20 protein-coding genes are annotated in these 24,581 nt (G+C 69.1%); 12 read left to right on the top strand and 8 right to left on the bottom strand.

The features are described 5' to 3' along the window. Positions 1–111 precede the first annotated feature (111 nt). The 4 genes from LHJ74_RS02020 to LHJ74_RS02005 form a co-directional block, all read right to left on the bottom strand. The gene (locus LHJ74_RS02020) at positions 112–1,731 is read right to left on the bottom strand and encodes a glycerol-3-phosphate dehydrogenase/oxidase (protein ID WP_260215648.1); all 1,620 of its coding nucleotides are present in this window, start codon (positions 1,729–1,731) and stop codon (positions 112–114) included. A gap of 5 nt (positions 1,732–1,736) precedes the next feature. After that, positions 1,737–3,260, bottom strand: coding sequence for a glycerol kinase GlpK (gene glpK / locus LHJ74_RS02015; RefSeq protein WP_260215647.1), 1,524 nt, complete (start codon positions 3,258–3,260; stop codon positions 1,737–1,739). 66 nt (positions 3,261–3,326) lie between these two features. Further along, positions 3,327–4,118 carry an MIP/aquaporin family protein gene (locus LHJ74_RS02010; protein WP_260215644.1) on the bottom strand — a complete coding sequence of 264 codons (792 nt, stop codon included), beginning with the start codon at positions 4,116–4,118 and terminating at the stop codon, positions 3,327–3,329. Between the two features lie 160 nt (positions 4,119–4,278). Next, positions 4,279–5,058, bottom strand: coding sequence for an IclR family transcriptional regulator (locus LHJ74_RS02005; RefSeq protein ID WP_260215643.1), 780 nt, complete (start codon positions 5,056–5,058; stop codon positions 4,279–4,281). 247 nt (positions 5,059–5,305) lie between these two features. Between LHJ74_RS02005 and metH the strand changes: the two genes are divergently transcribed. The 3 genes from metH to LHJ74_RS01990 all read left to right on the top strand — a co-directional run bounded on the left by metH (position 5,306) and on the right by LHJ74_RS01990 (position 11,665). Further along, on the top strand, positions 5,306–8,815 hold the full coding sequence (gene metH, locus LHJ74_RS02000) for a methionine synthase (protein ID WP_260215642.1): 3,510 nt from the start codon (positions 5,306–5,308) through the stop codon (positions 8,813–8,815). Positions 8,816–8,968: 153 nt separating this feature from the next. Beyond that, complete coding sequence (locus LHJ74_RS01995) at positions 8,969–9,670, top strand: HAD family hydrolase (protein WP_260215641.1); 702 nt, start codon at positions 8,969–8,971, stop codon at positions 9,668–9,670. Positions 9,671–10,069: 399 nt separating this feature from the next. Continuing rightward, on the top strand, positions 10,070–11,665 hold the full coding sequence (locus tag LHJ74_RS01990; protein WP_260215640.1) for an ABC transporter substrate-binding protein: 1,596 nt from the start codon (positions 10,070–10,072) through the stop codon (positions 11,663–11,665). 104 nt (positions 11,666–11,769) lie between these two features. Here LHJ74_RS01990 and LHJ74_RS01985 read toward each other — a convergent pair whose 3' ends face one another. Both LHJ74_RS01985 and LHJ74_RS01980 read right to left on the bottom strand, forming a co-directional pair. After that, positions 11,770–12,444, bottom strand: coding sequence for a response regulator (locus tag LHJ74_RS01985; protein ID WP_260215638.1), 675 nt, complete (start codon positions 12,442–12,444; stop codon positions 11,770–11,772). Between the two features lie 100 nt (positions 12,445–12,544). Further along, positions 12,545–13,483: a RecB family exonuclease gene (locus LHJ74_RS01980; protein ID WP_260215637.1), complete on the bottom strand. Its 939-nt coding sequence runs from the start codon at positions 13,481–13,483 to the stop codon at positions 12,545–12,547. 82 nt (positions 13,484–13,565) lie between these two features. Between LHJ74_RS01980 and LHJ74_RS01975 the strand changes: the two genes are divergently transcribed. The 3 genes from LHJ74_RS01975 (at position 13,566) to LHJ74_RS01965 (ending at position 16,623) form a co-directional block, all read left to right on the top strand. Further along, the gene (locus LHJ74_RS01975) at positions 13,566–14,858 is read left to right on the top strand and encodes a site-2 protease family protein (protein WP_375546637.1); all 1,293 of its coding nucleotides are present in this window, start codon (positions 13,566–13,568) and stop codon (positions 14,856–14,858) included. A 70-nt stretch (positions 14,859–14,928) separates the two neighbouring features. Then, on the top strand, positions 14,929–15,819 hold the full coding sequence (locus LHJ74_RS01970; RefSeq protein ID WP_260215635.1) for a tRNA (adenine-N1)-methyltransferase: 891 nt from the start codon (positions 14,929–14,931) through the stop codon (positions 15,817–15,819). Positions 15,820–16,026: 207 nt separating this feature from the next. Next, complete coding sequence (locus LHJ74_RS01965; RefSeq protein WP_260215634.1) at positions 16,027–16,623, top strand: hypothetical protein; 597 nt, start codon at positions 16,027–16,029, stop codon at positions 16,621–16,623. A 78-nt stretch (positions 16,624–16,701) separates the two neighbouring features. Here LHJ74_RS01965 and LHJ74_RS01960 read toward each other — a convergent pair whose 3' ends face one another. Next, the gene (locus tag LHJ74_RS01960) at positions 16,702–16,989 is read right to left on the bottom strand and encodes a ferredoxin (protein ID WP_260215633.1); all 288 of its coding nucleotides are present in this window, start codon (positions 16,987–16,989) and stop codon (positions 16,702–16,704) included. 244 nt (positions 16,990–17,233) lie between these two features. On the opposite strand from LHJ74_RS01960, the gene arc reads away from it, so the two are divergent. The 6 genes from arc (at position 17,234) to prcA (ending at position 23,353) form a co-directional block, all read left to right on the top strand. Further along, entirely contained in the window at positions 17,234–19,000 is a 1,767-nt protein-coding gene (gene arc, locus LHJ74_RS01955) for a proteasome ATPase (protein ID WP_260215632.1), read from the top strand. A gap of 229 nt (positions 19,001–19,229) precedes the next feature. Beyond that, on the top strand, positions 19,230–20,741 hold the full coding sequence (dop, locus tag LHJ74_RS01950) for a depupylase/deamidase Dop (RefSeq protein WP_260215631.1): 1,512 nt from the start codon (positions 19,230–19,232) through the stop codon (positions 20,739–20,741). A 141-nt stretch (positions 20,742–20,882) separates the two neighbouring features. Next, a complete protein-coding gene (locus tag LHJ74_RS01945) occupies positions 20,883–21,101 on the top strand; it encodes a ubiquitin-like protein Pup (RefSeq protein WP_027751234.1) in 219 nt (72 codons plus the stop codon). A gap of 7 nt (positions 21,102–21,108) precedes the next feature. Further along, the gene (locus LHJ74_RS01940) at positions 21,109–21,702 is read left to right on the top strand and encodes an endonuclease VII domain-containing protein (protein WP_260215630.1); all 594 of its coding nucleotides are present in this window, start codon (positions 21,109–21,111) and stop codon (positions 21,700–21,702) included. Next, positions 21,654–22,499: a proteasome subunit beta gene (prcB, locus tag LHJ74_RS01935; protein ID WP_260215629.1), complete on the top strand. Its 846-nt coding sequence runs from the start codon at positions 21,654–21,656 to the stop codon at positions 22,497–22,499. Before LHJ74_RS01940 ends, prcB begins: the two co-directional genes overlap by 49 nt. Before the next feature lie 32 nt (positions 22,500–22,531). Further along, positions 22,532–23,353, top strand: coding sequence for a proteasome subunit alpha (gene prcA, locus LHJ74_RS01930; RefSeq protein ID WP_260215628.1), 822 nt, complete (start codon positions 22,532–22,534; stop codon positions 23,351–23,353). 82 nt (positions 23,354–23,435) lie between these two features. Here prcA and LHJ74_RS01925 read toward each other — a convergent pair whose 3' ends face one another. Beyond that, entirely contained in the window at positions 23,436–24,524 is a 1,089-nt protein-coding gene (locus LHJ74_RS01925) for a LacI family DNA-binding transcriptional regulator (protein ID WP_260215627.1), read from the bottom strand. Positions 24,525–24,581 lie beyond the last annotated feature (57 nt).

The raw sequence follows: 24,581 nt of genomic DNA, 5'->3' as shown, positions 1-24,581 counted from the left end.
CCCCTCACACCCCTTGTACGGCCGTACTCCCGTACGGCAGATCACCTGCCATACGGGAGTACGGGTGCGGGGGTACGGGTGCGGGGGTACCGGCGTACGGGCCTGCCGCGCTCAGTCCTCGCGTGCGTCCAGCATCGCGGTGACCCGGGCCCGTACCTCCTCGGTGTCCAGGCCCCGGATGGTCAGGGTGGTCCGGCGGCGCAGCACGTCCTCCGCCGTATGGGCCCACTCGTGGTCGCGCGCGTAGACGACCTGTGCCCAGATCTCCGGACCGTCCGGGTGGATGCGCTCCCCGAGCGCCGGGTCCTGCTTGACCAGACGGGCGATGTCGAAGGCCAGCGAACCGTAATGGGTCGCAAGCTGGCGGGCCGTCAGCGGATCCATCGGGGGCTCCGGCTCGCGGTCGGCCAGCAGCCGGTGGGTCACCGCGGCCGGGTTGGAGAGGCCGGGCAGCGGAGCACGGCGCACCAGCGACGCGACCGGTACGGGCCCGCCGTCCGCTCCGGCCGGTGCGGCGCCGGAGGTGCGTGCCAGCTTCGCCAGCACGGTGCGGCCGATGTGCCGGTAGGTCGTCCACTTGCCGCCCGCCACCGACAGCATGCCGCCCCGGCCCTCGGTGACCACGGTTTCGCGCTTGGCGGACTTGACGTCACCGGGACCGCCGGGGAGTACCCGCAGCCCGGCGAAGGAGTAGCTGACCAGATCCCGGGTCAGGTGCTCGTCCCGGATGGAGAGGGACGCCTCGTCCAGGATCTGCCGGATGTCGGATTCGGTGGCTGAGACGTCGCCGGGGTCGCCCTCGTAGACCTCGTCGGTGGTGCCCAGCAGCAGCTGGTCCTCCCAGGGGAGGGCGAAGGTGATGCGGTACTTGTCGACGGGGGTGGCCATCGCCGCCCGCCACGGTGCCTTCCGCTTCAGCACCAGGTGCGCGCCCTTGGAGAGGCGGATGCTCGGTGCCGCGCCCGGGTCCTCCATCCGGCGCAGGTGGTCCACCCAGGGACCGGCCGCGTTGAGGACCAGGCGCGCGTCCACGCCGAACTCGGTGCCGTCCAGCCGGTCGCGCACCTCCGCGCCGGTGACCCGGCCGCGGTTGAGGCGCAGCCCGGTGACCTCGGCGTGGTTGAGCACGACCGCACCCGATTCGACGGCTGCCCGTACCGTCATGACGGCCATCCGGGAGTCGTTCATCTGGTGATCGCCGTAGACCGCGGCGGCCTTCAGGTTCTCCGTGCGCAGGGCGGGGTTGTCCGCGGCGGCCTTCGAAGCCGATATCACCCGGCCGACACCGTCGCCGAAGGCGGACAGCGCGGAGTAGGCGAACACCCCGGCGCCGAGCTTGGCCGCCCCGTGCGGACCGCCCTTGTAGACGGGCAGATAGAAGGTGAGCGGGTTGACCAGGTGCGGGGCTACGTCCCTGGCCAGCACCCGCCGCTCGTGGTGGTTCTCGGCGACGAGTTTGACCGCGCCGGTCTGCAGATAACGCAGACCGCCGTGGACAAGCTTGGAGGAGGCGGAGGAGGTGGCGCCGGCGAAGTCGCCGGCGTCCACCATCGCCACCCGCAGCCCCGACTGCGCCGCATGCCAGGCGACCGAAGTCCCCAGGATGCCGCCGCCGATCACCAGCAGATCGTAGGTCGCCTGCGCGAGCCGGTCTCTGGTTTCGGCGCGGCCCGGAAGGGCGCCGGCGGCCGGGTGCGTCCCGGGGGAGGGGACGCTCTGCAGGGTGTTCATGCTGATCAGTTCTCCTCTTCGATCCAGCCCATGGTCCGCTCGACGGCCTTGAGCCAGTTCTTGTACTCGCGGTCACGCTGGGCCGCTTCCATACGGGGGGTCCACTCGGCGGCGCGCTTCCAGTTGACGCGCAGCGCCTCCGTGTCAGGCCAGAAGCCGACGGCCAGACCGGCGGCGTAGGCGGCGCCGAGGCAGGTCGTCTCGGCCACCAGCGGGCGCACCACCGGTGCGTCCAGGAAGTCCGACATGGTCTGCATCAGCAGGTTGTTGGAGGTCATTCCGCCGTCGACCTTGAGCGAGGTCAGCTCGACACCGGAGTCCTTCTGCATGGCGTCGACGATCTCGCGGGTCTGCCAGGCGGTCGCCTCGAGCACGGCGCGGGCGATGTGCGCCTTGGTCACGTAGCGGGTGAGACCGGCCATCACACCGCGGGCGTCGGAGCGCCAGTAGGGGGCGAAGAGGCCGGAGAAGGCGGGCACGAAGTAGGCCCCGCCGTTGTCCTCCACCGAGCTGGCGAGGGTCTCGATCTCGGCGGCGCTGTTGATGAGCCCCATCTGGTCGCGCATCCACTGCACCAGCGCGCCGGTGACCGCGATCGACCCTTCCAGCGCGTAGACGGGCTTCTGGTCGCCGATCTGGTAACCGACCGTCGTCAGCAGCCCGTTGTAGGAGTTGACGGCCTCCTCGCCGGTGTTCAGCAGCAGGAAGGTGCCGGTGCCGTACGTCGACTTGGCCTCGCCCGGCGCGAAACAGGTCTGCCCGAACAGCGCGGCCTGCTGGTCACCGAGGGCGGAGGCGACGGGCACGCCCGCGAGCTCGCCCTTGGCCTCGCCGTAGACCTCGGAGGAGGAGCGGATCTCGGGCAGCACCGACATCGGCACGCCCATCGACTCGCAGATCTTGGCGTCCCACTGCAGCGACTGCAGGTTCATCAGCATGGTGCGCGAGGCGTTGGTGACGTCCGTGACGTGCACGCCGCCCTCGGTGCCGCCCGTGAGGTTCCAGATCACCCAGGAGTCCATGGTGCCGAAGAGCAGCTCGCCGCGCTCGGCGCGCTCGCGCAGCCCCTCGACGTTGTCGAGCAGCCAGCGGATCTTCGGCCCGGCGAAGTACGCGGCCAGCGGCAGGCCGGTCTCGCGGCGGAAGCGGTCCTGGCCGACGTTGCGGCCGAGCTCCTTGCACAGGGCGTCGGTGCGGGTGTCCTGCCAGACCAGCGCGTTGTGCACCGGCTCGCCGGTTGCCTTGTCCCACAGCAGGGTGGTCTCGCGCTGGTTGGTGATACCCAGTGCCTTGACGTCCGAGCGGGTGATACCGGCCTTCTCCAGGGCACCGGAGACGACCTCCTGGACGTTCGTCCAGATCTCGGCGGCGTCATGCTCGACCCAGCCCGGCTTCGGGAGGATCTGCTCGTGCTCCTTCTGGTCGACGGAGACGATCCGGCCGTCCTTGTCGAAGACGATGCAGCGGCTGGAGGTGGTGCCCTGGTCGATGGCTGCGATGAACGGGCCGGTGGAGTGGGTGTCGGTCATGGGGATGCTCCGATGCATCTGAGGGGCGGTGGGGCGTGGGACGTGGCGGTCAGGCGATCCTCGGGCTCAGGCGAAGGCGATGTTGTAGATGCCGCCGGCTATCGCGCCGCCGAGCAGCGGGCCGACCACCGGGACCCAGGCGTACGACCAGTCGGAGCTGCCCTTGTTCGGCAGCGGCAGCGCGGCGTGCACGATGCGCGGGCCGAGGTCGCGGGCCGGGTTGATCGCATAGCCGGTCGGGCCGCCGAGTGAGAGGCCGATGCCCAGGACGACCAGCGCGGTGATCAGGACACCGAGCGGGCCGAGGCCCTTGCCCGAGTCATTGAGGCCCTGGGTGAGGATGGCGAGCACCAGGACGATGGTGGCCACCGTCTCGGTGGCGACGTTCTGCACGCTGTGGCGGATCTCGGGAGCGGTGGAGAACACCCCGAGGACCGGACCCGGCCCGTCGGCCTGCCCGCCGGGGACGGACTTCGTCGGGGCGCCCGGCTCGCCGACGATCTCGGGGTCGGTGAGGTGCGCGTAGAACTGCCCGTAGTAGACGACCCACACGAGCAGCGCGCCAATGATCGCTCCGGTCATCTCGGAGAGTATGTAGAGCGGCACATCGCTCCACTCCGTGCCGCCCTCGACCGCGAGGCCGATGGTGACCGCGGGGTTGAGGTGGGCGCCGGAGACGCCCGCGGCGATGTAGGCGCCGGTGAGGACGGCCATGCCCCAGCCGAAGGCGACGACGATCCATCCGCCCTGGTATGCCTTCGAGCGCTTGAAAGTGACGGCGGCGCACACGCCACCGCCCAGGAGGATCAGCACCGCGGTGCCGATGACCTCGCCGATGAAGATGTCGGAGCTGGACACCCGCGACTCCTTTGTCCTTGGTCCAGAGGGAAAGGCGGTCCTGTTCCCGTCCGGTGTTCGACAATGTCGACCGCCGGACGGCAGTTTTTCCCGCTATGCCGATCCCGTCAAGGGGGTGCGGGGAAGATTTTGGCTAACTGCCCACTAAGGGCGAATTGTCCTAGAAGCGGCCGGCGCCGAGGTCGCGCGACACGGCACGCGCGCAGTCCCGCACCGCCGCGACCAGGCGCGCCCGCACCGCGTGGACCTCGCCTTCGGCGTCCTCGCAGACCCGCTCCACCGCGCCGGTGATGCCGACCGCGCCCACCGGCATCCGGCGCCGGTCGTGAATGGGTGCCGCGATGGAGGCGAGCCCCTCCCAGGTCTCCTCCACGTCCGCCGACCAGCCGCGCGCCCGGGTCAGGTCCAGCAGCTTCTCGAACTCGCCGAGCCCGGTGCGGGTGGCCTCCGTGAACGCCTCCCGCCGCCCGTCCGCCGCCTCGCTGTGCGCCACCGGGTCGTACGCCGAGAGCACCTTGCCCAGCGCCGTGCTGTGCAGCGGCTGCATGGCCCCGACCTCCAGGACCTGCCTGCTGTCGTCCGGACGGAAGACGTGATGCACGATCAGCACGCCCTGCTGGTGCAGCACGCCCAGATAGACGCTCTCGCCACTGGACCGCGCCAGGTCGTCCGTCCACACCAGGGCCCTGGCGCGCAGCTCGTGCACGTCCAGATAGCTGTTGCCCAGCCGCAGCAGCTCCGCGCCCAGGGTGTACTTCCCGGTCGCCTCGTCCTGCTCGACGAAGCCCTCCTGCTGGAGGGTGCGGATCAACCCGTGTGTGGTGCCCTTGGCCAGGCCCAGCGTGGAAGCGATCTCGGACAGGCCCAGCCGCCGCTCACCGCCTGCGAGCAGCCGCAGCGCCGCCGCTGCCCGTTCCAGCGACTGGATGGTCCGGGCCATCAGGAAACCTCCGTCACCTGCCCGGCACGCGGTCTGCGGGGTACCAGGCGTCTCCGTGTGTGCGATTCGACAATGCCGAACACTATCGCTTCATGCCGACCATGTGGAAGACGGGCCCCGGCGGCCCGCCCGCGCGCCGTTGCCGTCACAACCGCGCCGGTCTTGCACCGCCCGATACCCTGGCGAGGTGCGCTTTCCCCAAGGACCGCGCAAAGCCGACAGCCGTCGCATCCCAGGGAGCATTTCCATGGCCGTGTCCCGTACAGAGTCCGCCGCCCAGAACGCCCGGGCAGACGACCTCCGCGAGGCGCTGGCCTCGCGCGTGGTGGTCGCCGACGGAGCGATGGGCACGATGCTCCAGGATCAGGACCCCACTCTGGAGGACTTCCAGCAGCTGGAGGGCTGCAACGAGATCCTGAACGTCACCCGGCCCGACATCGTGGCCTCCGTGCACCGCGCCTACTTCGAGGTCGGCGTCGACTGTGTGGAGACCAACACCTTCGGGGCGAATTTCGCCGCCCTCAACGAGTACGACATCCCCGAACGCAACTTCGAGCTCTCCGAGGCCGGCGTACGCATCGCGCGCGAGGTGGCCGACGAGTTCGCCGCCGACGGCCGGCCCAGGTGGGTGCTCGGCTCCATGGGCCCCGGCACCAAACTCCCCACGCTCGGCCACGCCCCGTACGCCACCCTGCGGGACGCGTACCAGGTGAACGCCGAAGGCATGATCGCCGGAGGCGCCGACGCGCTCCTGGTGGAGACCACCCAGGACCTGCTGCAGACCAAGGCGGCCGTGCTCGGCGCCCGCCGCGCGCTGGAGGCTACAGGCACCCGGCTGCCGCTGCTGTGCTCGGTGACGGTGGAGACCACCGGCACCATGCTGCTCGGCTCCGAGATCGGCGCGGCCCTGACGGCACTGGAGCCGCTGGGCATCGACATGATCGGGCTGAACTGCGCGACCGGGCCCGCCGAGATGAGCGAACACCTGCGCTATCTCGCCCAGCACTCCAGGGTGCCCATCTCCTGCATGCCCAACGCCGGACTGCCGGTCCTGGGCAAGGACGGCGCGCACTATCCGCTGACGCCGCCCGAACTGGCCGACGCCCAGGACTCCTTCGTCGGCGACTACGGCCTCTCGCTGGTCGGCGGCTGCTGCGGCACCACACCCGAGCACCTGCGCCAGCTGGTGGACCGGGTGCGCGGCCGGGAGCTGACCGAGCGTTCTCCCCGGCCCGAGCCCGGTGCCGCCTCGCTCTACCAGACCGTCCCGTTCCGCCAGGACACCTCCTACCTGGCGATCGGCGAGCGCACCAACGCCAACGGCTCGAAGAAGTTCCGGACGGCCATGCTGGAGGGCCGCTGGGACGACTGCGTGGAGATGGCCCGCGACCAGATCCGTGAGGGCGCCCACCTGCTGGACCTGTGCGTCGACTACGTCGGCCGGGACGGTGCGGCGGACATGCGGGAGCTGGCGAGCCGGTTCGCGACCGCCTCCACCCTGCCGCTCGTCCTGGACTCCACCGAACTGCCGGTGCTGGAGGCCGGGCTGGAGATGCTGGGCGGACGCGCGGTCATCAACTCCGTCAACTACGAGGACGGAGACGGGCCCGAGTCGCGGTTCGCCAAGGTCACCGCCCTGGCAGCCGAGCACGGCGCCGCGCTCATCGCCCTCACGATCGACGAGGAGGGCCAGGCCCGCAGCGTCGAGCACAAGGTCGCCATCGCCGAACGGCTCATCGAGGACCTCACCGGAAACTGGGGCGTCCACGAGTCGGACATCCTCATCGACTGCCTGACCTTCACCATCTGCACCGGCCAGGAGGAGTCCCGCAAGGACGGCCTCAACACCATCGAGGCCATCCGCGAGCTCAAGCGCCTCCACCCGGACGTACAGACCACCCTGGGCCTGTCCAACATCTCCTTCGGACTGAACCCGGCGGCCCGCGTCACCCTCAACTCCGTCTTCCTGGACGAGTGCGTCAAGGCGGGCCTCGACTCCGCGATCGTGCACGCCTCCAAGATCCTGCCCATCGCGCGGCTGGAGGAGGAGCAGGTCAGTACGGCGCTCGACCTGATCTACGACCGGCGCAGCGAGGGCTACGACCCGCTGTCCAAGCTGCTGGAGCTCTTCGAGGGCGTGGACACCAAGTCGATGAAGGCCTCCCGCGCCGAGGAACTGCTCGCACTGCCGCTGGACGAACGCCTCCAGCGCCGCATCATCGACGGCGAGCGCAAGGGGCTGGAGGCCGACCTGGACGAGGCGCTGCAGACGCAGACCGCCCTCGTCATCGTCAACGAGACCCTGCTGGCCGGCATGAAGGTCGTCGGCGAACTCTTCGGCTCCGGGCAGATGCAGCTGCCGTTCGTGCTCCAGTCCGCGGAGGTCATGAAGGGTGCGGTGGCCTATCTGGAACCGCACATGGAGAAGACGGACGACGACGGCAAGGGCACCATCGTGCTGGCCACCGTCCGCGGCGACGTGCACGACATCGGCAAGAACCTCGTCGACATCATCCTGTCGAACAACGGCTACACCGTGGTCAACCTCGGCATCAAGCAGCCGGTGGCCGCGATCCTGGACGCGGCCAAGGAACACCGCGCCGACGTCATCGGCATGTCCGGACTGCTCGTCAAGTCCACGGTGATCATGAAGGAGAACCTCGAGGAGCTCAACCAGCGCAGCATGGCGGCCGACTTCCCCGTCATCCTCGGCGGCGCTGCCCTCACCCGCGCCTACGTCGAACAGGATCTGCACGAGGTCTACCAGGGCGAAGTCCGCTACGCACGCGACGCGTTCGAGGGCCTGCGGCTGATGGACGCGCTGATCGCCGTCAAGCGCGGCGTCCCCGGCGCCACCCTGCCGGAGCTCAAGCAGCGCCGCGTCCCCAAGCGGGAGATCATCATCGAGGAGCCGCCGCCCAACGACGGCTCCGTGCGCTCGGACGTCGCCATCGACAACCCGGTGCCGGAACCGCCGTTCTGGGGCACCCGGGTCAGCAAGGGCATCCAGCTGGCCGACTACGCGTCCTGGCTGGACGAGAGCGCGCTGTTCAAGGGCCAGTGGGGGCTCAAGGAGGCCCGCAACGGCCAGGGCCCGGACTTCGAGGAGCTGTTGGAGACGGAGGGCCGCCCGCGCCTCCGCGGCCTGCTGGACAAGCTCCAGACCGAGAACCTGCTGGAAGCCGCCGTCGTCTACGGGTACTTCCCCTGCCACTCCAAGGGCGACGACCTGATCCTGCTCAACGACGACGGCTCGGAGCGGACGCGGTTCACCTTCCCCCGCCAGCGCCGCGGCCGCCGGCTGTGCCTTGCCGACTTCTTCCGCCCCGAGGAGACCGGCGAGACCGACGTGGTGGCGCTCCAGGTGGTCACGGTCGGAAACCGCATCGGTGAGGCCACCGCCGAGCTCTTCGAGGCCAACTCCTACCGCGACTACCTTGAGCTGCACGGGCTGTCCGTACAGCTGGCGGAGGCGCTGGCCGAGTACTGGCACGCCCGGGTCCGGTCGGAGCTGGGCTTCGCCGGACAGGACCCGGCCAGGGTCGTCGACATGTTCGACCTGAAGTACCGGGGAGCCCGCTTCTCGCTCGGTTACGGCGCCTGCCCGAACCTGGAGGACCGCGCCAAGATCGCGGAGCTGCTGGAGCCGGGGCGGATCGGAGTCGAGCTGTCGGAGGAGTTCCAGCTCCACCCGGAGCAGTCCACCGACGCCATCGTGCTGCACCACCCGGATGCGAAGTACTTCAACGCGAGGTGAGCACCGGCGGGTGCGGTGACTGAGGGCGGCGCGCGCATATCGACAGGAGCCGCGCCGTAGATCGTCGTACACTGGTCGATCCGGTAAGACCGGTCGCCCGTGGGATCTGACCACGGGTGGCCGGTCTTCGTGTCCCTCAGGAGGTGCATGCGGATGACCAGCTCCATCCCGGCCACGATCCCCCGTACAGCCCACGGGTCCGGGCTGCAGGCCGTGCTGCTCGACATGGACGGCACCCTCGTCGACACCGAGGGCTTCTGGTGGGACGCCGAGGTCGAGGTGTTCGCCGCTCTCGGGCACGATCTCGAGGAGGCGTGGCGCCAGGTGGTCGTCGGCGGGCCGATGACACGCAGCGCGGGCTTCCTGATCGCCGCCACCGCCGCCGACATCACCCTCGCCGAGCTCACCGTGCTGCTCAACGCCAAGTTCGTCGAACGGCTCGAGCTGGGTGTCCCGCTGATGCCCGGAGCCCGCCGCCTGCTCACCGAACTGGCCGCGCACGGCATCCCGACCGGGCTGGTCTCCGCCTCACACCGCACCGTCATCGACAGGATGTTGCGCTCGCTGGGCGCCGAGCACTTCCACTTCACCCTCGCGGGGGACGAGTTGGAGCGGACGAAACCGCACCCCGACCCCTATCTGACGGCCGCCGCGCGGCTCGGTGCCGAGCCGTCGCGCTGTGCCGTGCTGGAGGACACCGTGACCGGTGTGGTCTCCGCCGAGGCGGCGGGCTGCCGCGTGGTGGCGGTCCCCTCCGTAAGCCCCATCGAGCCTGCCGCGGGACGTACCGTCGTAGAGTCGCTGGAGGAGGTCGATCTCGCATTTCTGCGCTCTCTGATCATGGTCGAGCACTGAGGGTGTTCCGGGTGCGGGCTGCTGCTTCCGGGAATGCAGGGATAACCGCGGGAGCGGGCGCCGAGGGAGACGGGACGCATTCTCCGTCCGAATTCCCGTGCATCGCCCGTGAGTTGATAGGGTGAGTTTTGTCACGCGCGGGGAGTGTCGACAGGCTTCACCCGCTGTGCTGAGGAGGGGTCCATCGCTGTGGAAGGCGCACCCTTGTGTCCGCATTGGTTGCCGGTCGTCAGGAACGTTCCGGCGTCCGTATAGCGGATCAGCGACCGGTGATATCGGTGCGCGATTGTCCGCTTACAGGACCCTGTTCGGGAATCCGGTGGCACAACTACTAATGTCTTCTTCTCGGCCATAAGACCCCTGCAACAACCCCTGGCCGGACGAGGGAGACCGTCGACGATGAATCGAAAGACCCTGGTACTGCCTGCCATGGCAGTCCTGCTCGCTCCGCTGCTCGCCGCATGTGGCGGGTCGGACGGGGGTGACTCGGGCGGAGACACCATCGTGGTGGGCACGACGGACCAGTTCGCCGTGACGAAGGACTCCCCGGCGCCCTTCGACCCGGCGGCGGGCTACGAGACCGCTGCCTGGAACATCATGCGCAGCACCTTCCAGACCCTGCTGCGCTCGCCCCGCTCCGGCACCGAGCCGGTGATGGAGGCCGCCAAGAAGTGCGAGTTCACCGACCAGCAGGGGGAACAGTACCGCTGCACCATGCGTGACGGCCTGAAATTCACCAACGGCAACAAGCTGACCGCCCAGGACGTCGAGTTCTCGGTGAAGCGCATGCTCGACATCGGCTACGACCTCGGTCCCGCCTCGCTGCTGGCGAACATCGACAAGGTCGAGGCGCCCAGCGACAGCGAGGTGGTCTTCCACCTCAAGGAACCGGACGCCACCTTCCCCTACAAGCTGGCCACCCCGGCCGCCGCGATCCTCGACAGCGAGAGCTACCCCCGCAAGAGCTTCAAGAAGGGCCACAAGGTCATCGGCTCCGGGCCGTACACCCTGGACTCCTTCGAGCCCAAGACCGGCGAGGCGGTGTTCTCCAAGAACGAGGAGTACGAGGGCACGCTCGACCTCAAGAACTCGAAGATCGAGCTGCGGATGTTCAAGAGCGGCGACACCATGGAGAAGGCGCTCAAGAGCGGCAAGATCGACGTGATGAACCGGTCCATCTCGCCGGAGCAGGTGCAGCGGCTGGAAAAGGACCAGAAGGACAAGATCGACCTCATCGAGTCGCCCGGTCAGGAGATCCGCTACCTCGTCTTCGACACCAAATCGGCCATCGGCGGAAACAAGGCGATCCGGCGGGCCATGGCCCAGGTGGTCGACCGCAAGGCTCTGACCCGTGATGTGTACCGGCGCACCACCGAGGCCCTCTACTCCCTGGTCCCGAGCGGCCTCCCCGGCCACCGGAACTCCTTCTTCAACGAGTACGACGAGCCCAACGCCAAGGCGGCACGGGAAATCCTCCGGTCGGCGGGCATCGACAAGCCGGTCAAGCTGACCCTCCACTACACGACCGACCACTACGGTGCCGTCACCGCCGAGGAGTTCAAGACGCTGCAGAAGCAGCTGAACGCCTCCGGTGCCTTCGACGTGGAGATCAAGGGCGTCCCCTGGAAGGAGTACCTCCCGGCAGCCCAGAACGGCGACTACGACGTCTACGGCTTCGGCTGGTTCCCCGACTTCCTGGACCCGGACAACTTCATCGCGCCCTTCTTCGTGAAGGACAACGTCCTCAAGCTGGCCTACGCGAACAAGGAGATCCGCGAAAACGTCATCCCGGAGACCCGCAGCGAGACCAACCGCGCCGCCACCGCAGGCGACTTCGAGCGGGCACAGGACATCGTCGCGGACGAGGTGCCGCTGCTCCCGGTCTGGCAGGGCAAGCAGTACATCGCCGTACGCGACGACATCACCGGCGGCGAGTGGGCCCTCAACTCCGCCTCCGTGCTGCAGCTGTGGGAGCTCGGGCGGGGCGTCGACTGAGCCACCGCGCCTGAGCAGGACAGAAAACGGCCGCCGGCCCCGCACGGAGCGGGGCCGGCGGCCGTTTTCACCGGCAAGCGTGCGGGCGATTCACCCGGACGGGCTCACTGGGCGGCGCCCGGCCTCACCAGCCCGCTCTCGTAGGCGTACACCGCCGCCTGAACCCGGTCACGCAGGCCCAGCTTCGTCAGCACATGACCCACATGCGTCTTCACCGTCGTCTCGCTCACGAACAGATCCGCGGCGATCTCGGCGTTCGACAGGCCACGCGCCACCAGCTTCAACACCTCGACCTCACGCTCCGTGAGCGTGTGCAGGGTGTTCGGCACCTGGTCCTCCCCGGAGGGGAGCTTCCCCGCGTACTTGTCCAGCAGCCGCCGCGTGATCGACGGCGCGAGCATGGCCTCACCCGCGGCGACCACCCGGATGGCCTGCACCAGTTCCCCTGCTGGGGCGTCCTTGAGCAGAAAGCCGCTGGCACCCGCCCGCAGCGCCTCCACCACGTACTCGTCGAGGTCGAAGGTCGTCAGCACCAGCACCTTCGCCGGGCCGTCCTTGGCCGGACCGGTGATCTGCCTGGTCGCCTCGACGCCGTCCATCCGGGGCATCCGGATGTCCATCAGCACGACATCCGGTTGCAGCGCACGCACCTGGTCGAGCGCCTGCAGGCCGTCCCCGGCCTCACCGACCACGGCGACGTCGTTCTCGGCCTCGAGAATCATCCGGAAGCCGGTGCGCAGCAGTGGCTGATCATCGACCAGAAGTACGCGGATTGCCACAGAGGCTCCTTCGTAGGCGGACAGGCGCGATCCCCCCATTCTTGCCTACGAAGCCGCTGTCCCACGCCCCGAGGCCAGCGGGGGGGCGGGACCGCAGCTTCTAAGCTCCCCCCACCACCTCGCCTGCCCCCTCGGCGCGCGGCGCGGGCAGCTTCGGCTGGATTGTCAGCGGATACGGCGGGGGAGTGCCGCCGAACTCGGGACACCGCTCCTGGTGGTCACACCAGTCGCACAGGCGGCTCCGCCGGGGCCGCCAGTCCCCGGACTCCGTCGCCCGCTCGATCGCGTCCCACAGGGCCAGCAGCTTGCGCTCCACGCCCAGCAGATCGGACTCCTCCGGGTCGTACGTCACGACGTCACCGCTGCCCAGATACACGAGCTGGAGCCGGCGCGGCACCGAACCGTGCAGCCGCCACAGAACCAGCGCGTAGAACTTCATCTGGAACAGCGCGCCCGCCGCGAACTCCGGCTTCGGCGCCTTGCCCGTCTTGTAGTCGACGATCCGCACCTCGCCCGTCGGCGCCACATCCACCCGGTCGATGATGCCGCGCAGCCGCAGGCCCGACTCCAGCCTCGCCTCCACGAACAGCTCACGGTCCGCAGGCTCCAGCCGGACCGGATCCTCCAGCGTGAACCAGCGCTCGACCAGCGCCTCCGCCTCCGCCAGCCACCTGGCCAGCTCCGCGGCGCCGTCAGCGCCCCCGTCAGCACCTTCGGAGCCCTCCGCGGCGAACAGCTCCGCGAGCTCCGGGCGTTTCGCCAGCAGCCGCTCCCACTCCACCGGCACGAGCGAACGGGCACGCCGAACGCTCCGCTCCGCGGCCGGGGCGTCGAAGAGCCGCTCCAGCACCGAGTGCACCACCGTGCCCCTGGTGGCGGCGGCCGAGGGCTTCTCCGGCAGCCGGTCGATCACCCGGAAGCGGTAGAGCAGCGGGCACTGCATGAAATCGCCGGCCCGGGAGGGAGACAGCGAACTGGGCGGTACGGCGGGCCCGGATTTCCCCCGGGATCTCCCCGCGGCGGAGGGAAGGCTACTCATGGGCCAGACCCTACGGCCCGCCACTGACAGCGGGGCGCATACCATCGACGGCAGACGTCCTCGCACGGCACGCTCGCACGACATGATCGACGTGGCTGCGCACGCGCGGGGTGCGAGGCATGGCGGAGAGGACCCCTTGGCAGACACGGACAACGGCGGCGGGCCCCGCGAGCGCGTCGGCAGCCCCAGCCCCGCAGGCGACGGGGACGGCCGGCCACCCCGGCCCCCACGCGGCAGTGGCGGCGGCATCCTGATGGGCCGTCCCTTCGGCGTGCCCGTCTACGTGGCACCCAGCTGGTTCCTCGTGGCGGCACTGATCACCTGGGTCTTCGGCGGCCAGCTCGACCGCGTGCTGCCCGAGCTGGGGAACATCCGCTACCTCATCGCCCTCTTCTTCGCCGTAGCCTTCTACGCCTCCGTCCTCGTCCACGAGCTGGCCCACACGGTCGCCGCGCTGCGCTTCGACCTCCCGGTGCGCCGCATCCAGCTGCAGTTCTTCGGCGGCGTCTCCGAGATCGAGAAGGAGTCCGAAACCCCCGGCCGGGAGTTCGTGCTCGCCTTCGTCGGCCCGCTGCTGTCGCTCGTCCTCGCTGGAGTCTTCTACGGCGGGATGCAGCTGGTGGAGCCCGGCACCGTCCCCGGCGTGCTGCTGGCCGGGCTGATGATCTCGAACCTGATCGTCGCCGTCTTCAACCTCCTGCCCGGCCTGCCGCTGGACGGCGGGCGGATGCTGCGGGCCGTCGTCTGGAAGCTCAGCGGCAGGGCCATGACCGGCACGGTCGCCGCGGCCTGGACCGGCCGCGCACTGGCCATCGCGGTCCTGATCGGATTCCCCCTGGCCACCCATGCCGGCGGGTTCACCGACGACGGCGTCGGCGGCATGGACACCCTGACGGACGCGCTGCTCGCCGCGATCCTCGCCGCCATCATCTGGACCGGAGCGGGGAACAGCCTGCGCATGGCCCGGCTCCGCGAGCGCCTGCCGGAGCTGCGTGCCCGTACGCTCACCCGCCGGGCCGTACCCGTCGAGTCCGAGACCCCGCTGTCCGAGGCGCTGCGCAGGGCCAACGAGGCCGGCGCCCGCGCCCTGGTGGTGGTGGACGGCCAGGGGGACCCGCTCTCGCTGGTCCGGGAGTCCGCCATCGTCGGCGTCCCCGAGCACCGCCGCCCCTGGGTCGCGGTGAGTACCCTCGCGCAGGACCTCAAGGACGGCATGCGGGTCCCGGCCGAGCTCGCCGGGGAGGAACTGCTCGACCACCTGCGTGCCGCACCCGCGACGGAGTACCTGGTGGTCGAGGAGAGCGGGGAGATCTACGGCGTGCTGTCCACCGGCGACGTGGAGAAGGCGTTCGTCGAGGCCATGGCCAAGCGCTGAGCGCCCGCACCCGGGCTGTCCGGGGCGACCCTGGTCACGGTGGGTCCGGCCGACCGGCTAGGCTGGTGGCATGTCCGAACCGACCGGTGCCGCCCGCCGTCGCGGGCCCTTCAAAGTCGGGGACCAGGTCCAGCTCACCGATCCCAAGGGACGCCACTACACGTTCACGCTCGAAGCCGGGAAGAGCTTCCACACCCACAAGGGTGCCTTCCCGCATGATGAGCTGATCGGCGCGCCCGAAGGCAGTGTCGTCCGTACCACGGGAAACGTCGCCTATCTGGCGCTGCGCCCCCTGCTCCCTGACTATGTCCTGTCCATGCCACGCGGCGCCGCCGTCGTCTATCCGAAGGACGCGGGGCAGGTGCTGGCGATGGCCGACATCTTCCCCGGCGCACGGATCGTCGAGGCCGGTGTGGGATCCGGCTCACTGAGCACCTTCCTGCTGCGGGCCATCGGCGACCAGGGAATGCTGCACTCCTACGAGCGCCGCGCCGACTTCGCCGAGATCGCGCAGCGGAACGTCGAGCGTTACTTCGGCAGCCCGCACCCCGCCTGGACGCTCACCGTGGGTGACCTCCAGGACAACCTCGCCGAGGCCGACGTCGACCGCGTCATCCTGGACATGCTCGCTCCCTGGGAGTGCCTGGAGGTGGTCTCCAAGGCGCTGGTCCCCGGCGGGATCGTCTGCGCCTACGTGGCCACCACCACACAGCTCGCGCGCACCGTCGAGTCCCTCCGCGAGTACGGCACCTTCAACGAGCCGCAGGCGTGGGAGACCATGGTCCGCAACTGGCACGTCGAGGGCCTGGCTGTGCGTCCCGACCATCGCATGATCGGGCACACCGGGTTCCTGCTCACCGCCCGCCGCCTCGCGGACGGCGTCGAGCCGCCACTGCGTCGCCGCCGGCCCTCCAAGGGCTCCTACGGCGACGACTACACCGGCCCGGGCGGCTCCCGCTAGGATTCATGGCTGGAATCCAGGGCTGATATCCAGCCGGGCCGCCGTCCCGCAGTACTTCCGCGGTACGGAACTCGGCACCCGCCCCCCGGTGTTGACGGCCTCGCGAGTTGAGGCTTCTGGAAACGCGGCCCCGGTCGTGCCGCCCGGCTGTGACGTATGGCACGATGCGGGGCACCCGCCCTCCCAGCCTCACAGGAGACACCCCGCGTGCAGCCGTCGGCAGGCCCGGACCTCCCGCACACCCGTGTGCGCCTCGCGCACTGGATCGCCACCGGTGTGGCGCTCGCCGCCGTGCTCGGCCTTTCGGCCGTGTTCCAGCCGCCCGACGCCAGCGCGCGCCCGGAGGGCGCCGGACCGGCCGCGGCCCCGGATCCGGCAAAGGCGCGTTTTTCCGTGGACTGTCCGGGCAAGTCCGCCGATTCCGCCCGCTCCGGCCCCGCCGTCGACATCCTGGACAAGGGTGCCGCGGACTTCGACGGGGACGGCCGTGCGGAGACCGTGGCCCTGGTCCGCTGCCACTCGGGGATCGGCACCCCGCCCAGCGGCATCTTCGTGGTCGCCCACCCCACCGAAGCCGGCGGGCGGCCGCAGGTCGTGGAAACCCTGATGCCGACCGGAGAGGACATGAGCGCGCAGGACTTCCAGGTCGGCCCCCAGGGGCACGGGACGGTCTCCGCGCGGCTCCTGGGCTACTCCTCGCCCGAGGTGCCCCGCTGCTGCCCGGACCAGGCTCGGGAGGTCAAGTGGGAGTGGCGCGACGGGAAGTTCGTGCTGGTCCCGTCGCCAGTGGCCGGGAGCGTCTGAGCAGTTGCCCGGGAGCTGCCGCGCCCGGCGGCGCCACGCCCCTGCGCGCCCTGCGGCGCTTCGGAGTAATCCTGACGGTCACCCGGCGTCGGGGCCGTACACCTCCACGCCGTCCGCCACGCGGCGCACATGGATGCAGTCGCCGGGACACTCCTTCGCGGAATCCGCGACGTCCCGCAGCAGCGGCAGCGGCACCGGCGTCGTGGCGCCCGTGGCCTGCAGCAGCTCGTCGCCAGGACTCTTCACATAGGCCAGGCCGTCGATGTCCAGCTCGAAGACCTCAGGCGCGTATTGCACGCAGATGCCGTCACCCGTGCACAGATCCTGGTCGATCCAGACCTCGAGCGCTTCGGTGCCGCTGCCCATCCTGGTACCTGCCGTTTCTCTGCTCGTGACGAAATAGTGCCACCCCTGAAGGGTGTTGACCTGATCGACGATACAGCCGGGCCGCTTTCCGACGTCGATCGGTGGGTATTCCCCGGAGGTGAGGGAGTGCGCAAGGGTGAAGATCAGACACACCCCGACCGTCTTTGTGATCTAGGGGTTTCAACCCGGACCGGCCCAGGTAGGGTCAGGAAGCGTCCAGCTCCCCCTGGAGGAGGTGAGGACCGTGGCAGCCCACGACGACGACACCAACCGCGGCATCCGGCCGGGTCGGGGTTCTGAAGACCCGGCTGGTCAGGTTGCCTATCTCGAGCAGGAAATCGCCGTCCTGCGCCGCAAGCTCGCCGATTCTCCGCGTCACACTCGGATTCTCGAGGAGCGGATCGTCGAGCTGCAGACCAATCTGGCTGGCGTGTCCGCGCAGAACGAGCGGCTCGTCAACACCCTCCGTGAGGCCCGCGACCAGATCGTGGCCCTCAAAGAGGAGGTCGACCGGCTCGCGCAGCCGCCGGCCGGATTCGGAGCGTTCCTGCAGGCGAACGAGGACGGCACGGCCGACATCTTCACCGGGGGCCGCAAGCTCCGGGTGAATGTCAGCCCCAGCGTCGAGCTCGACACTCTCCGGCGCGGCCAGGAGGTCATGCTCAACGAGGCACTCAACGTGGTCGAGGCCATGGAGTACGAGAGCGCCGGGGACATCGTCACCCTCAAGGAAGTCCTGGAGGACGGCGAGCGCGCCCTGGTGGTCGGGCACACCGACGAAGAGCGGGTGGTCCGGCTCGCAGAGCCGCTCATGGACGCCACCCTCCGCGCCGGAGACGCCCTGCTGCTGGAACCACGTTCGGGCTACGTCTACGAGGTCGTACCCAAAAGTGAGGTCGAGGAGCTCGTCCTCGAAGAGGTTCCGGACATCGACTACACGAAAATCGGTGGCCTGGGCGGGCAGATCGAGTCCATTCGCGACGCGGTGGAACTGCCCTATCTCTTCCCGGACGTCTTCAAGGAGCACGAACTGCGCCCGCCCAAGGGGGTGCTGCTCTACGGACCGCCTGGCTGCGGCAAGACGCTGATCGCCAAGGCCGTGGCCAACTCGCTTGCCAAGAAGGTCGCAGAGGTGACCGGGAAGCCCCAGGGCAAGAGCTACTTCCTCAATATCAAGGGCCCGGAGCTGCTCAACAAGTACGTCGGCGAGACCGAGCGGCACATCCGGCTGGTCTTCCAGCGTGCGAGGGAGAAGGCGAGCGAGGGCACGCCGGTCATCGTCTTCTTCGATGAGATGGACTCCCTCTTCCGCACCCGTGGATCCGGCGTCAGTTCGGACGTGGAGAACACCATCGTCCCGCAGCTGCTCTCCGAGATCGACGGGGTGGAGGGCCTGGAGAACGTCATCGTCATCGGCGCCTCGAACCGCGAGGACATGATCGACCCCGCGATTCTGCGGCCCGGCCGCCTCGACGTGAAGATCAAGATCGAGCGTCCGGACGCCGAGGCGGCGCGGGACATCTTCTCGAAGTACCTCACTCCCACCCTGCCGCTGCATCCGGAAGACCTCACCGAGCACAACGGAGACGCCGAAGCCACCACGGCCGGCATGATCCAGTCGGTGGTCGAGCAGATGTACGCTGAATCGGAGGAGAACCGCTTCCTCGAGGTCACCTACGCCAACGGTGACAAGGAAGTCCTCTACTTCAAGGACTTCAACTCCGGCGCCATGATCCAGAACATCGTGGACCGTGCAAAAAAGATGGCCATCAAGGCCTTCCTCGACCAGAACCAGAAGGGTCTGAGGGTCTCCCACCTGCTCGCCGCGTGTGTCGACGAGTTCAAGGAGAACGAGGACCTGCCCAACACCACCAACCCGGACGACTGGGCCCGCATCTCCGGCAAGAAGGGCGAGCGGATCGTCTTCATCCGCACGCTCGTCACCGGCAAGCAGGGCGCGGACACCGGGCGCTCCATCGACACGGTGGCCAACACCGGTCAGTACCTGTAGCGAAGTCGGCCGGCTGCGGGGCCCCAGAGTGGGGCCCCGCAGCCGGACCCGTTCCCAGCCAGTCCAGAAGGAAGCAGGCAGTGATCTCCCCACCCGGGTCTGCGCGTTCTAGGCTCTGCCGTACCGCCGCCTCGCGCAGTGCGGGTCTGGGGACCGCACACGAGCCGGATGCGCAGCGGGACGTGAGCAGTGGTCCCACCGCGGGCCGCTGCCGGGCAAGGAGGGCCGCATGACCGTACGGCGAGTAATGGGCATCGAGACGGAATACGGGATCTCCGTCCCCGGCCACCCCAACGCCAATGCCATGCTCACCTCGTCCCAGGTCGTCAACGCCTACGCGGCGGCGATGCACCGGGCGAGGCGCGCCCGCTGGGACTTCGAGGAGGAGAACCCGCTGCGGGACGCCCGCGGCTTCGACCTCGCCCGTGAGGCGGCTGACACCAGCCAGCTGACCGACGAGGACATCGGCCTGGCCAACGTCATCCTCACCAACGGCGCCCGGCTCTACGTCGACCACGCCCACCCCGAGTACAGCTCCCCGGAGGTCACCAACCCCCTGGACGCCGTGCTCTGGGACAAGGCGGGCGAGCGCATCATGGCGGAGGCCACCCGGCGCGCCGCCGAGGTGCCGGGTTCCCATCCCATCCACCTCTACAAGAACAACACCGACAACAAGGGCGCCTCCTACGGCACGCACGAGAACTACCTGATGAAGCGGGAGACCGCGTTCTCGGACATCGTGCGCCACCTGACGCCCTTCTTCGTCTCCCGGCAGGTGGTGTGCGGCGCCGGCCGGGTCGGACTCGGCCAGGACGGCAGCGAGAACGGCTTCCAGCTCAGTCAGCGGGCCGACTACTTCGAGGTCGAGGTCGGCCTGGAGACCACTCTCAAGCGGCCCCTGATCAACACCAGGGACGAGCCGCACGCGGACGCCGAGAAGTACCGGCGGCTGCACGTGATCATCGGCGACGCGAATCTGTCGGAGATCTCGACCTACCTCAAGCTCGGCACCACCGCGCTGGTGCTTTCCATGATCGAGGACGGCTTCATCGCCGTCGATCTGGCCATCGACCAGCCCGTACGGACACTGCACGAGGTCTCGCACGACCCTTCGCTGCGCCAGCTGATCACGCTGCGCGGCGGGCGTACCCTCACCGCTGTCCAGCTTCAGATGGAGTACTTCGAGCTGGCCCGCAAGTACGTCGAGGACCGCTGGGGAGCGGACGCCGACGAGCAGACCAAGGATGTGCTGGCCCGCTGGGAGGACGTGCTGGTCCGCCTGGAGCACGATCCGATGAGCCTCTCCGGAGAGCTGGACTGGGTCGCCAAGCGAGAGCTGATGGAAGGCTACCGGCGTCGTGACCAGCTTGAATGGGATGCGCCCCGGCTCCACCTGGTGGACCTCCAGTACGCCGACGTGCGGCCGGACAAGGGCCTCTACAACCGCCTGGCGGCCCGCGGCAAGATGCAGCGGCTGCTGGACGAGAAGGATGTGCTGCGGGCCGTCACGAAGCCGCCGGAGGACACCAGGGCCTACTTCCGCGGACGCTGCCTGGAGCAGTACGCCGACGACGTGGCCGCGGCCTCCTGGGACTCGGTCATCTTCGATCTGCCCGGCCGTGACTCACTGCAACGGGTCCCCACGCTGGAGCCGCTGCGCGGCACGCGCAACCATGTCAAGGAGCTGCTGGACCGCTGCCGTACGGCGGAGGATCTGGTGCGGCTGCTGTCCGGAGGCTGATAAGCGGCTAAGTGTGGCCGGATCAGGGAATCATCCGGGAGACCTCCGGACGTTGAGTCAAGTGATGGGCCTATGTCAGTCCCGGCTTGTAGGGTCTGATCTTGTACGTCTCGCGTAACCGAACCGAGCGGGGTGAGGGTAATGGCGACCAAGGACACCGGCGGCGGACAGCAGAAGGCGACTCGTCAGACCGAGGAGACCGAGGAGCAGGCCGAAGAGACCCAGGCGTCCGAGGACCTCAAGGAACGCCAGGAGGCCCTGTCGGAAGACGTGGACTCCGTCCTGGACGAAATCGATGATGTCCTCGAGGAGAACGCAGAGGATTTCGTGAGGTCATTTGTGCAGAAGGGTGGGGAATAGTACGGAAATGTCCGAATTGGAGCCGATGAAAAGGTGCTCCCGTTGCAAGCGGACATTGCCGTACGACGACTTCGGGCGCAACAGGACCATGCGTGACGGATTGCAGGGGTATTGCCGGGCGTGCTTTTCCGAGTATTACCGGGAGCGTCAGGAGGCCAAAGGGCGGTCGGTGCGGGTCCGGGTGGCTGTGCCGCGCGGGCACAAACGCTGCCCTGCTTGCGCAGAAGTGAAGCCTCACGCCCAGTGGGAGCGCAACAAGACTTCATCGGACGGATGGGCGAGCTACTGCCGTTCCTGCCGGGCCGAACGGAATCGGGCGGCGTATTTCCGCCGGAAGTACGGCCTGACGGAAGCGGAACGGGACGACCTCGTGGCAGGGCAGATGGGCGTCTGTCCCATCTGCTTGTCCTCTCCCGCAATCCATGTGGATCACGACCACGCGACGGGTAAGGTCCGGGGCGTGTTGTGCTTCAGCTGCAATGCCGCGCTGGGGCAATTCAAGGACCGGCCCGAGGCTATGCGACGGGCCATCTCCTACGTGGAAGGAAACGTGTGGAAGCCGAAACTCGTAGCACCGGGCGTCTACCTGCTGCCTTCCTGACGCCTGGCTCGTCCTCGTTCATGGATTTCCTGACGGTGCACGCGCCGGAGCAGATGCCGGGCAGCAGGCCGCTGCCGCCCGTGCACGGAGCGATCGAGGCGCCGCACGGCACCACGATCGTGGCGGCGTCGTTCCCGGGCGGAGTGGTCCTGGCGGGAGACCGGCGGGCGACAATGGGCAACGTCATCGCGCAGCGCGACATCGAGAAGGTCTTTCCGGCGGACGAGTACTCGGCGGTCGGCATCGCGGGCACCGCCGGTCTCGCGGTGGAGATGGTGAAGCTCTTCCAGCTGGAGCTTGAGCACTTCGAGAAGGTCGAGGGCTCGCAGCTGTCGCTGGAGGGCAAGGCCAACCGGCTCTCCACCATGATCCGGGGCAATCTCGGCATGGCTCTCCAAGGCCTCGCCGTGGTCCCGCTGTTCGCCGGATACGACGTGGACCGCCAGAAGGGCCGGATCTTTTCGTACGACATCACCGGTGGGCGCTCCGAGGAACCGGGGTTCACTGCCGTCGGATCCGGTTCGGTCTTCGCACGCGGCGCGCTCAAGAAGCTGTTCCGGGATGATCTGACGGAGCAGCAGACGGCCACCGTCGTCGTCCAGGCGCTGTACGACGCGGCGGACGACGACTCGGCGACGGGCGGACCGGACATGGTGCGGCGGATCTACCCCATCGTGACGGTGATCAGCGAAGAGGGCTTCAGGAAGCTCACCGAGGCAGAGGTCTCCGAGATCGCACGGTCGGTGCACGAGGGCCGTCTGCAGCAGCCCAACGGGCCGCAGGCCCCGGTCGTCTAACAGCCGCCGAGAAACAGGAAGGACGATTGCCGGTGTCGACGCCGTTCTATGTCTCACCCCAGCAGGCCATGGCCGACCGGGCCGAGTACGCCCGCAAGGGCATCGCGCGCGGGCGCAGCGTGGTCGTGTTGCAGTACGCCGACGGCATCGTGTTCGTCGCCGAGAACCCCTCGCGGGCTCTGCACAAGGTCAGCGAGATCTATGACCGGATCGCCTTCGCGGCGGTCGGGAAGTACAACGAGTTCGAGAATCTCCGGATCGGTGGTGTGCGCTACGCGGATCTGCGCGGCTACACCTATGACCGCCAGGACGTGACGGCGCGGGGCCTGGCGAACGTGTACGCGCAGACCCTGGGCACGATCTTCTCCAGCTCCGCGGAGAAGCCGTACGAGGTGGAGTTGATCGTCGCCGAGGTCGGCCCCGAGCCCGAGGACGACCAGATCTACCGGCTGCCGCACGACGGCTCCATCGTCGACGAGCACGGCTCCGTCGCGGTCGGCGGAAACTCCGACCAGATCGGCAGCTATCTCGATCAGCGGCATCGGGACGGCATGTCGCTGGCCGAGGCGCTGAACCTCGCGGTCGAGTCGCTCACCCGTGAGACCAACGGCGGAGAGCGCAGCCTGACGGCCGAGCAGCTCGAGGTGGCGGTGCTGGACCGCACCAGGCCGCAGCAGCGCAAGTTCAAGCGGGTGCTGGGTTCCCGGCTTTCCCGTCTGCTGGAGGAAGGTGCTCCCGAGCCCGCGGAGGATGCGGAAGACGTGGAGGGGGAGGCCGGCGGGACCGGTACGGAGGGCGAGGGCGGCGAGACCCCCGGCACCGGGAAGGCGACGGGGTCCGGCGAGGCGAAGTAACTGCCCTGACCGCCGAGTGACGGCCGAATGACGCGTCCCCTGCCAGGGCCTGCCTGGTGGGGGACGCGTCACGTCCAGAGCCTCATGAAGGGCCTGGAGGGGGCCCTGTGGAGCCTCGGGGTATCAGAGTGACCGGCAACACCTCGGTGGCGGTCGAGCGCCCCTCCAGGACGCTCAGAAGGGCGCGCATCCCCGCCGCCCCCACGTCTTCGGCGGGCAGCCGCACCGTTGTCAGTTCGGGTTCCAGCGCGGTGGCCAGGTCCAGATCGTCGAAGCCGGTGACGGAGAGATCAGTGGGTACCCGCAGCCCCAGCCGGCGCGCGGCCTTGCACGCCCCGGCTGCCAGCAGGTCGTCGTCGCAGATCAACGCGGTGGGCCGGTCCGGCCCCGTGGCCGACAGCACCCTGGTCGCCGCACGCAGCCCGTCCGCCACGCTGAGCGCGGCCGGTTCGGTGCGTACGAGGGCGCCGCCCGTGCCGGTGAGCGCTTCCGCCAGGGCCCGCGCCCGGACCGCGAAGGTCCAGGAGTCGACCGCCGCCGGGATGTGCGCAAGGCGCCGGTGTCCCAGGTCGAGCAGGTGCCGGACGGCGCGGCGCATCCCGTCGGCGATGTCCAGGTTGACGGTGGCGGCCTGGGCTCCGCGCGGGTCGCTGTCGAGCATGACCAGGGGCAGGCCGTCACCGCGCAGCACCGCGAGCGCCTCGGGTGCCATGGAGGAGGCGATGACACCGTCCAGGGCCGAGCGCGCGGAGTGGAAGGGGCCGGGTGTCGGGCTGACGACCTCGGGTGAGGGGTAGAGCACGATGCCGAAGTCGTGCTCTGCGGCGACTCGGGCGGCGCCGGTGTGCACATGGGCGAAGAAGTCGCTGTTGAGCACCGGTACGACGAGCAGCGCGGTCCGGGTGCGGCCGAGCCGGAGGCTGCGTGCGGCCAGGTTGGGCCGGTAACCCAGCTGGTGCGCGGCGGTCCGCACGGTCTCCGCCGTTCGGACCGAGACCCGGCCGTGCCATTTCTCACCCAGGACCAGGGAGACCGTGGCCTGGGACACGCCGGCGTGCCGGGCGACGTCGCGGCTGGTGGGCCGCGCCCGCTCGGAGGGGCCGGTGGGGCCGTCCTGTCTCGTGCGGGGCACGCGCCGCTCCTCGTCCCTGGACTGCGAGTCAGCCGCCATGATACGGATGAGTTCCACGTTATACGTACAACCCCCGGCGTCGCCGGGCGGAGAGGA

The sequence above is a fragment of the Streptomyces gossypii genome (assembly GCF_025165795.1).
Classification (GTDB): domain Bacteria; phylum Actinomycetota; class Actinomycetes; order Streptomycetales; family Streptomycetaceae; genus Streptomyces; species Streptomyces gossypii.
Note: the sequence above shows the minus strand (reverse complement) of the source record. Positions and strands in the feature narration are given on the sequence as shown.

Excerpts from the sequence above, each read along its gene's own strand:
- LHJ74_RS02020 (WP_260215648.1), bottom strand. The coding sequence starts at position 1,731 with ATGAACACCCTGCAGAGCGTCCCCTCCCCCGGGACGCACCCGGCCGCC.
- glpK (WP_260215647.1), bottom strand. The coding sequence starts at position 3,260 with ATGACCGACACCCACTCCACCGGCCCGTTCATCGCAGCCATCGACCAG.
- LHJ74_RS02005 (WP_260215643.1), bottom strand. The coding sequence starts at position 5,058 with ATGGCCCGGACCATCCAGTCGCTGGAACGGGCAGCGGCGGCGCTGCGG.
- metH (WP_260215642.1), top strand. The coding sequence starts at position 5,306 with ATGGCCGTGTCCCGTACAGAGTCCGCCGCCCAGAACGCCCGGGCAGAC.
- LHJ74_RS01995 (WP_260215641.1), top strand. The coding sequence starts at position 8,969 with ATGACCAGCTCCATCCCGGCCACGATCCCCCGTACAGCCCACGGGTCC.
- LHJ74_RS01990 (WP_260215640.1), top strand. The coding sequence starts at position 10,070 with ATGAATCGAAAGACCCTGGTACTGCCTGCCATGGCAGTCCTGCTCGCT.
- LHJ74_RS01980 (WP_260215637.1), bottom strand. The coding sequence starts at position 13,483 with ATGAGTAGCCTTCCCTCCGCCGCGGGGAGATCCCGGGGGAAATCCGGG.
- LHJ74_RS01975 (WP_375546637.1), top strand. The coding sequence starts at position 13,566 with ATGATCGACGTGGCTGCGCACGCGCGGGGTGCGAGGCATGGCGGAGAG.
- LHJ74_RS01970 (WP_260215635.1), top strand. The coding sequence starts at position 14,929 with ATGTCCGAACCGACCGGTGCCGCCCGCCGTCGCGGGCCCTTCAAAGTC.
- LHJ74_RS01960 (WP_260215633.1), bottom strand. The coding sequence starts at position 16,989 with ATGGGCAGCGGCACCGAAGCGCTCGAGGTCTGGATCGACCAGGATCTG.
- dop (WP_260215631.1), top strand. The coding sequence starts at position 19,230 with ATGACCGTACGGCGAGTAATGGGCATCGAGACGGAATACGGGATCTCC.
- LHJ74_RS01945 (WP_027751234.1), top strand. The coding sequence starts at position 20,883 with ATGGCGACCAAGGACACCGGCGGCGGACAGCAGAAGGCGACTCGTCAG.
- LHJ74_RS01940 (WP_260215630.1), top strand. The coding sequence starts at position 21,109 with ATGTCCGAATTGGAGCCGATGAAAAGGTGCTCCCGTTGCAAGCGGACA.
- LHJ74_RS01925 (WP_260215627.1), bottom strand. The coding sequence starts at position 24,524 with ATGGCGGCTGACTCGCAGTCCAGGGACGAGGAGCGGCGCGTGCCCCGC.